This window comes from Enterococcus sp. DIV2419 (assembly GCF_051711865.1).
Taxonomy (GTDB): domain Bacteria; phylum Bacillota; class Bacilli; order Lactobacillales; family Enterococcaceae; genus Enterococcus; species Enterococcus faecalis.
Genome location: NZ_JBIONS010000001.1, coordinates 1,560,929 through 1,576,118 on the forward strand (window position 1 = coordinate 1,560,929; position 15,190 = coordinate 1,576,118).

11 protein-coding genes and 1 pseudogene are annotated in these 15,190 nt (G+C 35.9%); 5 read left to right on the forward strand and 7 right to left on the reverse strand.

Annotated features, from left to right (window positions below):
- The first annotated feature begins 23 nt into the window (after nt 1-23).
- The 4 genes from IGI97_RS07310 to IGI97_RS07325 all read left to right on the forward strand — a co-directional run bounded on the left by IGI97_RS07310 (nt 24) and on the right by IGI97_RS07325 (nt 6,362).
- Entirely contained in the window at nt 24-1,697 is a 1,674-nt protein-coding gene (locus IGI97_RS07310; protein WP_438738305.1) for a glycoside hydrolase family 13 protein, read from the forward strand.
- A 16-nt stretch (nt 1,698-1,713) separates the two neighbouring features.
- On the forward strand, nt 1,714-3,642 hold the full coding sequence (locus IGI97_RS07315) for a sucrose-specific PTS transporter subunit IIBC (protein WP_002360285.1): 1,929 nt from the start codon (nt 1,714-1,716) through the stop codon (nt 3,640-3,642).
- 272 nt (nt 3,643-3,914) lie between these two features.
- Nucleotides 3,915-4,796, forward strand: coding sequence for a helix-turn-helix domain-containing protein (locus tag IGI97_RS07320; RefSeq protein ID WP_002363971.1), 882 nt, complete (start codon nt 3,915-3,917; stop codon nt 4,794-4,796).
- 132 nt (nt 4,797-4,928) lie between these two features.
- A complete protein-coding gene (locus IGI97_RS07325; RefSeq protein ID WP_438738307.1) occupies nt 4,929-6,362 on the forward strand; it encodes a cryptochrome/photolyase family protein in 1,434 nt (477 codons plus the stop codon).
- A gap of 212 nt (nt 6,363-6,574) precedes the next feature.
- On the opposite strand, the gene IGI97_RS07330 is transcribed toward IGI97_RS07325, so the two are convergent.
- From IGI97_RS07330 to IGI97_RS07350, 5 genes are all read right to left on the reverse strand, one after another.
- Nucleotides 6,575-8,011 carry a catalase gene (locus IGI97_RS07330; protein ID WP_002379460.1) on the reverse strand — a complete coding sequence of 479 codons (1,437 nt, stop codon included), beginning with the start codon at nt 8,009-8,011 and terminating at the stop codon, nt 6,575-6,577.
- A 302-nt stretch (nt 8,012-8,313) separates the two neighbouring features.
- Nucleotides 8,314-9,324 carry a hypothetical protein gene (locus IGI97_RS07335; RefSeq protein ID WP_438738309.1) on the reverse strand — a complete coding sequence of 337 codons (1,011 nt, stop codon included), beginning with the start codon at nt 9,322-9,324 and terminating at the stop codon, nt 8,314-8,316.
- Between the two features lie 138 nt (nt 9,325-9,462).
- Nucleotides 9,463-9,888 (reverse strand): 8-oxo-dGTP diphosphatase, encoded by a 426-nt coding sequence (locus tag IGI97_RS07340; protein ID WP_208770191.1) that lies wholly within the window; start codon nt 9,886-9,888, stop codon nt 9,463-9,465.
- Nucleotides 9,889-9,975: 87 nt separating this feature from the next.
- Complete coding sequence (locus IGI97_RS07345; RefSeq protein ID WP_002360293.1) at nt 9,976-11,754, reverse strand: ABC transporter ATP-binding protein; 1,779 nt, start codon at nt 11,752-11,754, stop codon at nt 9,976-9,978.
- The gene (locus tag IGI97_RS07350) at nt 11,747-13,495 is read right to left on the reverse strand and encodes an ABC transporter ATP-binding protein (RefSeq protein WP_002369380.1); all 1,749 of its coding nucleotides are present in this window, start codon (nt 13,493-13,495) and stop codon (nt 11,747-11,749) included. The genes IGI97_RS07345 and IGI97_RS07350 overlap by 8 nt, the downstream gene beginning before the upstream one ends.
- A gap of 136 nt (nt 13,496-13,631) precedes the next feature.
- Between IGI97_RS07350 and IGI97_RS07355 the strand changes: the two genes are divergently transcribed.
- Entirely contained in the window at nt 13,632-14,450 is an 819-nt protein-coding gene (locus tag IGI97_RS07355; RefSeq protein WP_002357554.1) for a helix-turn-helix transcriptional regulator, read from the forward strand.
- A gap of 54 nt (nt 14,451-14,504) precedes the next feature.
- Here the strand turns inward: IGI97_RS07355 and IGI97_RS07360 are convergent, their stop codons facing one another.
- Together IGI97_RS07360 and IGI97_RS07365 are read right to left on the reverse strand one after the other, a co-directional pair.
- Entirely contained in the window at nt 14,505-15,032 is a 528-nt protein-coding gene (locus IGI97_RS07360) for a GNAT family N-acetyltransferase (protein ID WP_002361836.1), read from the reverse strand.
- Nucleotides 15,033-15,051: 19 nt separating this feature from the next.
- Nucleotides 15,052-15,156: pseudogene (locus IGI97_RS07365) on the reverse strand (GNAT family N-acetyltransferase); the annotation flags it as partial.
- Between the last annotated feature and the right edge of the window lie 34 nt (nt 15,157-15,190).

A 15,190-nucleotide genomic window follows, 5' to 3' on the forward strand; every position in this document is an offset into this window, starting at 1 on the left:
GTTTAAGAGTGAGGAGAACCAGAATGAACAGAAATTGGTGGCAAAAAGAAGTGGCCTATCAAATTTATCCACGTAGCTTTTCGGATAGTAATAATGACGGAATTGGTGATTTACAAGGCATTATTCAAAAAATGGATTACTTAGAAAATTTAGGAATTACGCTGATTTGGCTGAGTCCAATGTACCCGTCGCCAATGGCTGACAATGGATATGATATTTCAGACTATTATGGTATTTCTAGCGATTTTGGTACAATGGCAGACTTCGATGAACTCATTGAAGAAGCAAAAAAACGAAACATAAAAGTTATTTTAGATTTGGTGGTAAACCATACATCTGATGAACATACTTGGTTTCAAGATGTTTTAAAAAATCCTCAAAGTCGTTTTCGAGACTTTTATATTATAAAAGAAGGACAAGAAGCACCTACAAATTGGCGGTCTAACTTCGGTGGTAGTGTTTGGGAAAAATTACCTGGGGAAGATGCCTACTACTTTCATGCCTTTCATAAAAAACAGCCGGATTTAAATTGGGAAAATCCTGAACTACGCAAAGAAATCTATCAAATGATTCGTTTTTGGTTAAACAAAGGAATTGCTGGTTTTCGTGTAGATGCGATTAATTTTATTAAGAAAGATTTGACTTGGACAAACTTACCTGCTGATGGGGCAGATCAATTAGCCAAAGTAACAAAAGCTAGTAGAAACATGCCAGGAATGAGTGACTTTCTGAACGAATTAAAAGAAAAAGCTTTTGCTGGTTTTGATATTGTCACAGTTGCTGAAGCGGCCGGCGTCAATTATCCAAATTTATCAGAATTTATTGGAGAAACAGGGTATTTCGACATGATTTTTGACTTCAAATGGGCTGATTTGGATGTGAAATCAGGAAGCGAATGGTTTTATAGAATCAATTGGTCTTGGAATGATTTACGCACATTAATTTTCAAACAGCAAGAAGCCATGCAAGAGGCTGGTTGGAGTGCAAATTTTATTGAAAATCATGATCAACCTCGAGCGACAACGAAATATTTAAAAGAACAGGCTCAACAGCCAAATGCGGTTAAAACATTCGGCGCCATGTATTTCTTTTTAAGGGGCACGCCTTTTATTTACCAAGGACAAGAATTAGGAATGACCAATTTTGAAAGGGGTTCGATTGATGAATTCGATGATATTTCTAGCATTGATCAATACTATCGAGCAATAAAAGAAGGATTTACGCCCAAAGAAGCCTTGTCACTTGTCAATTTGCGTAGTCGAGACAATGCCCGCACGCCTTTTCCATGGAATGATTCTATATATGGCGGTTTTTCAAGCGTCAAACCTTGGTTAGGAATGGTGGATAATTATAAAGAAATCAATGCCGAAGCAGAAATAAAAAATAGTCAAAGTATTTTTCATTTCTATAAGCGGATGATTGCATTTCGTCAAAAGAGTCCCTATACAGACATCTTACTTTATGGAACATTTGAGGGTCTATCAAATCTTCCAGATAATGTTATTGCTTATAAACGCAAATTAAATGAAAAAACGATTTACGCCTTTTTTAATTTTGGTGAGGCGGTTCCAATCCCTCATTATTTAGTTAATGGCACAGTTATTTTTGATACACAGTCTGAAGAACGAGAGCAGTTAGTTCAGCAGGGAACATTATTAAAAAGCTATCAAGGACTATTGATTACTATAAATGAGTAGCTAGGAGGAGTATAACATGGCAGAAAATTATCAGCAGGCAGCCAAAGACATTATTCAATTAATCGGTATGGATAACATTATATCGGTCACCCATTGTCAAACGCGGTTACGTTTTATTTTGAAGGACCACGAACAAGTAGATGGTAAACAACTAGAAAAAATCGATTTAGTCAAGGGTGTTTTTTATAATGGTGGTCAATACCAAGTGATTTTAGGAACTGGTATTGTGACTAAAGTGTATGATGAAATAGAAAAACTTGGAATCAATGTTGTGTCAAAAGCAGAGCAAACAGCAATTTTAAAAAATAATGAAACGGGCATGCGCAAAACAATGCGCATTTTAAGTGAAATATTCATTCCAATTGTTCCAGTAATTGCAGCAACAGGATTGTTCCTAGGGTTAAAAGGTGTTATTTTTAACGATACTTTTTTACAATTATTCGGAGCAAGTGTAGCCAATATTCCTGAAAGCTTTCAACAAATTGTCTCTGTCATTACAGATACCGTCTTTGCCTTTTTGCCAGCTTTGATTGTTTGGTCTACCTTTAAAGCATTTAATGCGACGCCTGTAATCGGGATTGTTATTGGTTTAATGATGGTATCACCCATTTTACCAAACGCTTATGCAGTTGCAACACCAGATTCTGGCGTGAAAGCTATTATGGCTTTTGGTTTTATCCCAGTTGTCGGTGCACAAGGATCCGTGTTAAGTGCAATTGCTGCTGGTATAATTGGCGCAAAGATTGAACTTTTTTTCCGAAAAAAGATGCCGAATATTCTTGATCAAATTTTTACACCCTTTATGACTATGTTAATTACTTTTTTAATCATGATTCTCGGAATTGGCCCAATTTTGCATACCGTTGAGTTAGGCATGGTAGATGTTGTCCAATGGTTGATTGGGTTGCCCTTAGGATTAGGTGGTTTCGTGATTGGTGCCTCATATCCTTTAATGGTTTTGATTGGTATTCATCATACACTAACTATGGTAGAAACATCATTATTAGCAAATACAGGATTTAATGCATTGATTACAATATGTGCCATGTATGGGTTTGCCAACGTTGGCAGTTGTTTAGCTTTTGCGAAAAAAGCGCAAGATAGCAAAGTGAAGTCGACGGCCATCGGTTCTATGTTGTCTCAATTATTTGGAGTTAGTGAACCTGTGTTATTTGGATTACTTATTCGTTGGAACTTAAAACCGTTGCTATGTGTCTTGTTTACGTCAGGTTTAGGCGGAGCAATTTTAGCTATTTTTCATATTCAATCAAATTCTTATGGATTAGCCGTTATTCCTTCTTTCTTAATGTATATCTATAGTGCACATCAATTAGTGATCTATTTATTAGTCGCACTTTTATCTGTCGGTGTATGTTATGCATTAACCAGTCTATTTGCAATTCCGCAAGAAGTTTTGATTTCAGATAAAGTAATCGAAGAGGAAGAACGCGAAGTCTTTGAAATGCAACACAATACCTTAGATGAACAACTTTTTTCTCCAGTAACTGGTTACGCCATGAATCTTACTGCTGTTAATGACCCGGTATTTTCAAGCGAGATGATGGGCAAAGGTTTAGCAATCATGCCAACAGCGAACAAGGTTTACGCGCCTGCAGATGGTTTATTAAACTTGGTTGCAGAAACTGGACACGCTTATGGTATCCAAACGGACGCAGGAGCTGAAGTATTAATTCATATAGGAATTGATACTGTCACATTGGGGCAGGAGGTCTTTCAGACACAAGTAACCCAAGGTCACCGTGTTAAAAAAGGAGATCTTTTAGGAACGTTCGATCGAAAAGCCATTAAAGAAGCTGGGCTTGACTCAACTGTCATGGTTATCATTACAAATACTTCAAGTTATTTAAGTGTAGAGCCAATGATGTCAGATCATAATGAAATTACGCCGGAACAAATCATTTTAAACCTAAATACACCTAACTAAACAAAAGAACAGCAAGAAGTAGTTATCACTTCTTACTGTTCTTTTTCTTAATAAAAAACCAATGATTTTCGGTTGTATTTGTCTATCCGTTTGTAGTATGATTGAGTCAGTTTTAAAGGAAACATGCCAAGTATGGAAGACCATACTTGACACGCATTGACTAATTAAACATGGGGAACGTTGCCATAAGTTGATGTTCCAGTCAATAATGCAAGTAAATCAAACATAGCATGTACCTCCTTTAATTGATAATCAAAGTATAACATCTTTTAATGAATTTACATAATAATACAAGTGGAGGTCTGTTCGTGAAGGTAGCAGGAGACAAAATAAAACAAGCGAGAAAACTTAAAAAAATCACACAATCAGAGCTGGCTAACGGCATCTGTACGCAAGCAACAATTAGTAATATTGAAAACCGTAATCTATGTGACAGTTTAGATATTTTCTCATCTATTTGCCTCCGATTAGATTTAGAAGTAGAAGAATGTATGATGATTTCTGAAGAAAAGAAAATTGAAAATCTACTAAACAAAGTCGAGGATTTATCTTTACGGTTATTTCACTTAGAGGCCTACAATTTATTACAAGAAGTGCCTGAAGGTCTTATCTTATCTAATAATGAACTAACGACTAAATTGTTATATTATAAGGGAATTACTTGTTTATTAGGAAAAAAAGATAAAGCAGAGGCCTTGTTTTACCTATACCGGGGCGCGGAAATTGACCGTAAAGTCAATATTTACAACATTTTAAGCCTGAATGCGCTAGGTACGCTATATGAACTGGAAAAAGATATGAGAAAAGCGCAAGTGTATTACGAAAAATCATTACAAGAATTGGAACAATTTAAATTAGAATGTTCCTTGGAGCGTTGTAGAATTTATTATAATTCTGCTAAATTCTACTCGGAAATGAAAGACTACCAAAAAAGTGTCATTTTAAGCGAAAAAGGGATTCAGATTTGTCGTGACAAACACTCCATTTATTTGCTAGATTATCTTTTATATGAAAAAGCCTTTAATAAACAAATGCTCGGGGAAGACACAGCCGATGACTATCGTCAAGCCTATTATTTTACACAATTTTTTGGCAATACAGAAGTCCTACAATATATTGAGAAAGATATGAAAGCTTTTAATATTTCCTATTAATTTAATCAAAAAGCCGATAAAAGCTGAAAACCCAGTTTTTATCGGCTTTTTGAAAAGTCTAGGCAAGTTGCTTTTAAAAATCAGCAGTCACGGTTACGATAAGCAAGACGAAGTATTTAGGAGGATTTAAAAATGAAAAGAGTAATGTGGTTTAGACGTGATTTACGATTACAGGATAATAAAGCATTAGCACACGCGTTACAAAATTCTGCAGCTGATGAATTGCTTTTATTATTCCAAATGAATCCTCAACAATTTATTCAAGAAAGTGCTAATCATAACGCTTTTTTTGCAAGTTTAGCCTCGTTCAAAGAACGAATCGATCAAGAGGCACATTTACAAATCATGGTCGGCGAACCGTTAGATTTATTTTCACGTTTGAAACGCAAATTACCCGATTGGCAGGCCATTTATTTTAATGAAGATACTTGTGGCTTTGGGGCAAAGCGGGACCAGCAAGCTATGCGCTTTTTTGAAGAAAATAATATTCAGTCTTTCTCTTTTCAAGATGCCTATTTGCATGGCTCTGAAGAAATTAAGAAGAACGATGGCAGCAAGTACCAAGTGTTTACGCCCTATTACAATAAATGGAAAGAGGCGCCTAAAGAAACCCCGATTCCTGTTTCCTATACAGCTGAAAAAATTTTTAGTGCGTGTCTTTTTCCAGAAGAGGAAGCAGCTTATCGTGAACAGATTGCGAGGATTCCTTTAAAACACTATAGTGTCGGCGAAAAAACAGCCAGAAGGTGCTTAAATACTTTTATTGATCAAAAACTTCAATCCTATGAAAATAAGCGTGATTTCCCTTATCAGGATCAAACGAGTCATCTGTCTACTTTTTTAAGAACGGGAGAACTTTCGATTCGCACCATTTGGCAAGAGCTTGCATCTGCGCCTTCTAGCTTAAGTAAAGAAACCTTCAAAAAAGAATTAGCTTGGCGCGACTTTTACAATATGATCTATAGTACGTTTCCACAACAAAAAGAGGAAGTTATTCAAGAAAAATTTCGTTATATTCAATGGACAAATAACCCAGAAATGTTTGCCAAGTGGCAAAAAGGGGAGACGGGGTACCCTATAATTGATGCCGCCATGCGACAACTGAATCAAACTGGTTGGATGCACAACCGCTTAAGAATGATTACTGCCTCTTTTTTAGTTAAAAATTTACACATCGATTGGCGTTGGGGTGAAAAATACTTTCAAAAAATGTTGATTGATTATGATGCCGCCAATAATATCGGTGGCTGGCAATGGGCTGCTTCGACAGGAACGGACGCTGTCCCGTATTTTCGGATTTTTAATCCAATTATCCAGTCAAAAAAATTTGATAATGACGGCCAGTTCATCAAAAAATATGTTCCAGAACTTAAGCAAGTGCCACAAAAGTATATTCATCAACCAAATCTAATGAACGAAGCCTTACAAACGCAATATCATGTACATTTAGGAGAAAATTATCCAAAACCCATTGTCGATTATGCATCAAGTAAAAAACAAACATTGTTTCTATATGAAGCGAGCAAAGAAATTCATCAAGAAATGAACAATCCAAGGTTTAAATAAACAGTAAACCCAACTAGCTTAGCAAACAACTTGTAAGGTTAGTTGGGCAAATTAATTAGTCGAAAGAGAAGTGCAATTTATCGGCTAAAGTTTTTTATTTTATTATAGTTTACATAATATACATTATACAAAGTAGAGTAAAAAGCATTGAAAAGCAAACAAAACCAGTCTTTAGTTTATCTAGACTGGTTTTGTCACGTACGTTATATAAATTATGCTTGTTGCTTGATGGCTTGTGCGACGCGTGCTCCATATTCTGGATTTACTCTAGTGAACAAATCAATTTGACGCGCGATGATTTCTTGATTTTTCACTTGACCTAAAGATGCCGCTATATTGTTAATTAAATTTTCTTTTTCTTCGCTTGGCAGCAAATTATACAAAGCGTTTGCTTGTGTAAAGTGATCTTGATTATAGCTATAATTACCAACATTTCCCTCAACTTCAAAGGAACTAATTTTCGCCGTAGGATCTTCTTTTGGTGTTTCAGTATAACTATTTGGTTCGTAATTAATTTCGCTATTGCCATTGTTAAAACGCATATTGCCGTCTTTTTGGTAGTTATTTACAGGCGCTTTTGCTTGGTTGATCGGCAATTGGTGACTATTAGCGCCCACACGATGACGATGTGCATCCCCATAAGCGAACAAACGTCCTTGCAATAATTTATCTGGAGAAGCTTCAATACCAGGAACGAAATTCCCTGGTGAAAAGGTTACTTGTTCAACCTCTGCAAAATAATTCTCTGGATTTCTATTTAAAGTCATCGTGCCAACTTCAATCAGCGGATACTCTTTTTGAGAAACCGTTTTTGTTACATCAAAAAGAGTTTCTTTCATTGTTAACGCATCTGCATACGGGATAATTTGCACAGATAATGTCCAAGAAGGAAATTCTTGATTTTCAATTGCATTATGCAAATCTTCAATATGGAAATCGGGATTTTTCCCAGCAATTTCTTCTGCTAATTGACTCTCTAGATTTTTGATTCCTTGATTCGTCTTGAAGTGATATTTAACAAAAAATACTTCTCCAGCAGCATTGACCCATTTGAATGTATGGCTACCAAAACCATGCATGTGACGGAACGACAACGGAATGCCACGATCACTCATTAAAATTGTTACTTGATGAAGGCTTTCCGGTGAATGAGACCAAAAATCCCAAACTGCTTCTGGACTTTTCAAATGCGTCCGCGGATTTCTTTTTTGGCTATGAATAAAATCTGGAAACTTAATTGCATCACGAATGAAAAAAATGGGCGTATTATTGCCAACTAAGTCGTAATTTCCTTCGTCTGTATAGAATTTAAGCGCAAAACCGCGAGGATCACGCAATGTATCTGATGAACCTAATTCTCCAGCTACAGTTGAAAAACGAGCGAATAAAGGTGTTTCTTTGCCAACTTCAGATAAAAAATCGGCTTTAGTATATTGTGCCATTGATTGGCTCACCTTGAAAATCCCATGAGCACCAGCACCTTTGGCATGAACAACCCGTTCTGGCACGCGCTCACGATTAAAATGAGCTAATTTTTCTAATAAATGAACGTCTTGGATTAGGACAGGACCAAATTCTCCTGCAGTTAGCGAATTTTGATTATCGCCAACTGGACTTCCTTGTGACGTAGTTAAATGTTGATTTTTCACCTAAAACACTCCTTCATCTAAAATTATACTCATTGTATAAAAAAACCACTCTGCATAACAAAAATAATGCTTAAAAACACTCGAAAACATTTGTTATTTAATAGAATGATTAAAAATAGCAGTAGAATTTAAATCAAAAACAAATGTATTAATTTTAAACTGTTTACACCATCTAAAATAACAACCAATAATTCAAAGAAAACTAAAATGCTGTTTTTTTATTCAAAAAAGACCTAGCATCCCAATCATGCTAGGTCTTTCGTTACTTTTTTTGAGCGACCGTTTTTATTGGTCATTCAGCGTTATTGATTGATCGCAACAGTCGTGTCTTCTGTCGATAGACCTGTCATAGAGGTGCTATCGGAAAATATTTTTTCAACTTCTTGTTCTGATAAAATATTTTCTTTCTTAGGCATTGAAATCGTCGCTTTTTTGGCTTTTTGTGTAATGCTAATTTTACTAGATAATGATTCAAGTCCCATATCAACGTTCTTGTCTTGCTGCGGTTTCACATTAATCAACATATTTGTTTTATTTTCTTTTGTATTAACAGAAACTTTGGCAGAAAAATCTTTGACTTTTTCGAAAGGATCTTGTTCTTTACCTTTCTCAGATGCTTCTGTCGTAATTTTGATTAACTTTTGTAATTCTTTTTTTGTAAACGTATGGGTAATGGTGTCCCCTTTTTTCTCGAACGTATCCTTGTCTAATCCTTCTAAAAACTCTTTGTATTCCTTAGCAGACTGTTTTCGTTCTTTTTCCGATTCTTGATACTCTTTAATTGTATCTTGCCATTCTTTCGTACTTTCCTCGTTCATGGCTAAAAGATCAATGTATTTCCCTTTTAGTTTTTCTGTATCTAACTGAGAACTATCAATAGCACCGTCAGACATTGAGTCTGCGACAGCGACAATATATTCCATCATATCTGTTGCTAAATAGAGTTTTGGCTCTTTGCCCTCGTTATCTAATGATCCAATCAATGAAATCGGTACATCCATGCCCATCGCTTTTAATTTCATCTCTAAGCTGAATGCTTTTTCTTTTTTGGCATCTACTTGAATCTTCCCAGAAAGCGATGCGTCTTTGATTTGCGTGATGAGCATCCCAATCATAGGATTCGTTTGTGCACCATCTTCTTGTGAAAATTTCATGTCACTAATTGACATAGAGAAATCCCAAACCCCAGATTCTTGTGCGTTTTGATTGCCAATCCCTTGAATGAACTCATCTTTCGCACTTTTGCCACAGCCTGTCAGTAACAAAGCTGAACAGAAAACGCCTGCAATAATCCCCACTTTTCTTTTTAACACACTTTTTCCCCCTCATTATATAAAAATTAATTCCCTTTTATTAAGAATAGCAAACATTGCTTATAAATAGCAATGTTTAATTTTAGATTTCCTCTCTTTTAATAAGTGGGATTGATTTAATCTTTTAGGTTTGAATCATTAAGCTGTATTATTTTTAAAATAAAATTGCTTTTCGCCAAAAAATACTGGGAAAAGTTCTGCTAAACTGCCAGCTAAAGGACCTTCTCGCAATTCTTTTTCAGTGACCCAAAACAAGGGTTGTTCCGTTTCTTCTGGTAGTTCATCCGCTGTTTCTGCAATGAATAATGTGGCTAATTCCCGCGCACCCGAACAATCATTCAGCCATTCTGCAACACCTACTAATTGTGGTTTCAGCACTAATCCTGTTTCTTCAAGGAGTTCGCGAACCACGGCTGTTTCCATGCCCTCGTTTTTTTCAACATGTCCGCCAGGGAACGTCCAACCAGGCCAATCCTTTTTTTGTCGTTCTTGCACAAGGATTTCATTTTTCTGATTTCTAATCATACATAATGTTGTTAATTCCACTTCAAAATTCCGATTCATTTGGCACCTCATCATTTTTCCTTTGTTAAGGTTACGATACAGAAAAACAGAGAAAGATTCAACTAAGAATTTTCTCTGTTTTATCATCTAGCTCTTTAATAAGTCGTATTGCGATTGATATAAATGATGATATAACGCATGTTTTGCCATTAGTTGATCATGAGATCCTTCTTCCACAATACGACCACCATCAATATAGAAAATTTTATCGCTATTTTTGATGGTAGAAAGCCGATGAGCAATAATAAACGATGTCCGTCCTTTTAGAAGTTGTTGTAGTCCTTCTTGTAACAATTCTTCTGTTTTTGTATCAATACTGGAGGTTGCTTCGTCTAAAATTAAAATTTTGGGATCTGCCAGTAAAGCACGAGCAAATGAAATTAATTGGCGTTGTCCTGCCGAGAGTGTACTACCCCGCTCTTCCACAACTGTTTCATAGCCATCTTTTAAATCCTTGATAAAATCGTGCGCACGAACAATTTTTGCGGCTTGGATGACTTCTTCCTCTGTGGCTGCTAAATTTCCGTACCGAATGTTTTCAATAATCGTTCCTGAAAAAATAAACGTATCTTGAAGCATTACCCCCATTTGTTTTCTTAACGAACGGAGTGTCACATCGCGAACATCATAACCATCAATTTTAACGGCCCCTTCATTCACATCATAAAAACGACTTAATAAATTGATGATTGTTGTTTTACCCGCACCTGTTGGCCCAACCAAGGCGATTGTTTGTCCTGGCTCAATATGAAAACTAACATCGGTCAAAATATTTTTTCCTTCTTCATAACGGAAATAAACATGCTGAAAGTCGACGGTTCCTTTAATTGGCGGCAACTCAATAGCGTGCGGCGCATCTTGAATTTCTGGAACAACATCCATCGTTTCAAAAATCCTTTCCAAATAGGCAGTTGCAGTAATCAGAGAATTGTAGAAGTTACCAATATTGATGACCGGATTCCAAAAGTTATTGATATAACCGATAAAAGCAATTAGCGTCCCAGTGGTAACGGACACACCTAATTGACGGATTCCTACGAAATAGATAAAACAAGTCGTAATAACGGATATATTTTGCACTGCTGGCCATAATAAATACTGGACACGCACAGCTTTCATAAAGGATTGACGATATTCTTCGCTTACCTCGTTAAAAATCTGGAAATTTTCATCTTCTCGTGCAAAAGATTGTGTAATTTTAATTCCTGAAATACTTTCATGAATATAAGCATTTAAGTTTGATTGTTTATTGCTAAGCTCTTGGTAAGCTTTCCGTTGCTTCCCTTGAATAAACAGAACCATCACGAATAACACAGGCAATAGCAGTAAACTGTATAAGGTTAATTTCACATCAATAAATAACATGAAAATTAAGGTGATAATCACATTAAATAAATCAGAAATTAAATTGATCAATCCGTTACTTAGTAAATCACTTAACGTATTGATGTAATTGACCACCCGAATTAAGATTTTTCCATGCGGCCGACTGTCAAAATAAGAAAATGGTAATTTTTGTAGATGCTCAAAAATTGAAAAACGCATATCTTTTAAAATATCTTGTCCAATTTCTGTGATGGCATATATCCGATAACGCATACACCAACCAATAATCACCAAGGAAAATAGGAAAATAGCCCCTAGTATCAAGAGTAACGAGAGATTCTTTTGTGGAATTACTTGGTCAATCGCAATTTTAGTAAAGTAAGGGCCTAACATACTTGCCAGATTAGCTAATATGATGACAAATAATGTTTTAAAAACAGCTTTTTTGTAAGGCTTAATATAGGCGCCTAATCGTTTATAGTGGGACCAATTAAATTCTTTTTCTAAAGTCTCATCTACATCAAACGTATTTCTAGCCACGCGACTCACCTTCCTTTGTCAGACCTAATTGTTTTTGATATACGTCAAAATATTTGCCTTTTTGTTCGACTAATTCGCTATGCGTACCGCTTTCCACCACACGGCCTTTTTCCATCATCAAAATTAAATTGGCCTCTCTCACAGAAGAAATTCGGTGGGCAATAATAAATGTCGTTTTCTTTTCCGTCAAACGACCTAGTTCTTTTTGAATTTTTGATTCTGTTTCCATATCAACTGCGGAAGTTGTGTCATCTAAAATTAAAATAGCTGGATCTTTGGTTAAGGCACGGGCTAGTGAAATCCGCTGTTTTTGGCCACCAGATAGGCCAACGCCGCGTTCACCAACAATTGTTGCATAACCTTCGGGCATTCTGGAAATAAAGCTATGGGCATCAGCAATTTCAGCCATCATTTGCACTTGTTCCAAGTTAGCCAGTGTATTACCAAAAGCAATGTTATCTTCTATCGTATTGGAAAAAAGAAAGACATCTTGCATAACCATGGAGATATTTTCTCGCAATTTACGAACAGAATAGCTTTTAGCATCTTTTCCATCAATATAAACAGTGCCTTTTGTTGGATCATAGAACCGAGCGATTAAGTTAACTAAAGTGGTTTTGCCTGAACCAGTTTCCCCTAAAATACCAATTGTTTCACCAGGTTTTGCTGAAAATGAAACATCCGATAAAATGGGGGTTTCTGGATCATCTGAAAAATGAAAGGACACGTGATCAAACGTCACATAGCCTTGGATTGGTTCTGCTTCTTTTTCCCGAGCAATGGGAATCTTCGGTTTCGTTGCTAATAACTGACGAATTTTAATGGACGATGCCGTAAAGCGTTGCACATCATTGATCAACCAGCCACTCATTCGCATCGGCATGTTCAACATCCAAAGAAAGCCATTAAAGGCCACTAAATCACCAATTGTCATCCGACCTTGAATTACAAAGAGGCCACCAAGAACTAAGGCGATAACATTTAAACTACCTGCAAAACCGTCTAACCACGGTAAATATTTTTTAGAGACATCTGCGGAAGCCATATTCCATTTTTTATAGTCTTCATTGTGCTTGTTAAACTTTTCAATTTCATAAGGTTCTTGAGAAAAAGCTTTAACCACCCGATTTCCACCAATATTTTCTTCGACCATTGAATTTAACCGAGAAAAACTTTCCCGAATCTCAAAAAATACCGGATGCGATTCCTTCGACATTTTTTGTGTTAACAGAAAAATCAAAGGTGTAATTAAAATTAATGCCAGCATCAATTGCCAATTGATCGTCCCCATCACAATCACGGCTGCGATGAACCATAAAATACATTCTAAGAGGTTATAAGTGACCCAAGAAACGAAATGGCGGATAGCGTCTGTATCCCCTGTCATTCGCGCCATAATGTCGCCAACACGTGTATGATTAAAGAAATCAAAATCTAATTCTTGAAGTTTGATATACATATCTTTTCTTAAGTCAAATAACGCAGATTGTCCGACCGATTCAAACAAGACTTGATAACTATAACGAACAACTGTCCGAATAACGGTCACCCCAATCATAATCCCAAGAATTGGGACAAGCTCTTCAGTTTTCCCCTGATTGATTACTTGGTCTACAATTCTGCCAGATAACAATGGAATAATAACAATTAAAATAGCGTTAATAACGACAAAAATAACAGCTAGCAGTAACTTATTCTTATTTTTTTTAGCATATTGCCAAATCCATTCAAAACTATTCATTTTCTCCCCTACTCTCTCTTGTTTTTATGGACGTGTATAAGATTACTGTTTTTTTATAGGAAAAGAAATGGGCATTCTTGTATATTTTGATGTACAATATAGTATAGAAAGCGGATACAAGTAGGAGTGATTTTTTATGAACTACACAAATAGTCGAACGTTTAATCCTGAAATTTTATATGCCTTTGATCCTTGGAACGAAGAGACCCACCCTTATAATTGTCATCATCATGAATTTCTGGAAATATCTATTCTTTTAGAAGGTGAATCTGAATATATTGTTCAAGGGCAACAGTACCATGCCACTGCTGGTACAGTGTTTCTTTTTAATCCGCGAACGGAACATGGTGAGCAACAAAAAGCAGGAACTTACTCACATCAACTACACATTGGTATTTCAAATCTCTATTTAGAAGGCTTAGCGCGAAACGTATTTCCAAATAAATCAGCTTTATTAGATTTAAGTCATTTACATGGTGCTTTTTTAGAAAAAGCTTGGCAAATTGTTCATGAATTAAACCATCAAGAAGTTGAATCAGCGTTACAAATTAAAGCTTTAGTTATTGAACTATTGGTCTATATTTTAAGAAGTTTAGCAGTTGATCAAGAAAATAAAATTGAAACTCGGCTATCGAAAACGGAAAAAAGAAAACGAAATTTAGTCAATCATACGATTTATTATCTGGAAACCCACCATGACGAAGAAATTACTTTGGAACAGTTAGCTGAAATGTTATATGTTACCCCGACTTATTTGTCGAAAACCTTTAAAGCGGCCACAGGCGTTGGGCCAATCAATTATTTAATTCAAATCCGCTTAAACCATGCGAAAGAATTGCTGAAAAATGATTCCTTAAGTGTCAAAGAAGTGGCAAAAACGGTTGGTTACGAAGATGCCTATCATTTTAGTAAATTATTCAAAAAATATTATGGAAAATCCCCTTCACAATTTTAAGATAAAAAAACAAGGAATCGTCGGCTTCATTGCGTCCGTTTCCTTGTTTTTGCTTTACGTTGACTCTTTTAACTGTTTCGTCATTGTATAATCGGTATGGCGTTCATTTCCCATATAAAAATCATGTTCATCTGTTTTGACGAAGCCCAATGATTGATAAAATTTTTGCGCTGGATGATTATGTTCCCAAACACCTAACCAAACCGTCTCTTTTTCTGCTTCTTCCGCTAATTCAATTGCTTTCGTAATCAAATGTTTGCCTAAGCCTAAACGCTTAAAAGATTTACGAATATAAATGCGCTCAACTTGTAACGCTTGTGGATGTTGATAGGTAATCTGAGCATCACCGTGATTTAATTTCACATAACCTGCAAGTTCATTATTATAAAAAGCAAAGAAATATTGCGAATCTTTATGTAAGATTTCGCTTTCTAAAACTGCTGGACTAAATTTCCTCTCATAATGTGCCTGTAAATCCTTTTCGTTTTCGCCATCTCCATAAGTATCTGCAAAAGTCTCTTGGCAAATGGCCTCTAATTCTGGTACGTCTGCGACGGTACACTCTCTAATAAATACTGACATACTAAAACTCCTTTGTAGATTAAATCAACTGTTTAATTAAAATTAAACAAGGATTCCAAGCGTCCCATAATGTCGGAAAAACCTCAAGGCGCTTAAAACCCAATGATTCGTAAAAACGAATAGTATGATATTAACCTGTCTAGCGAATGACGTCAATC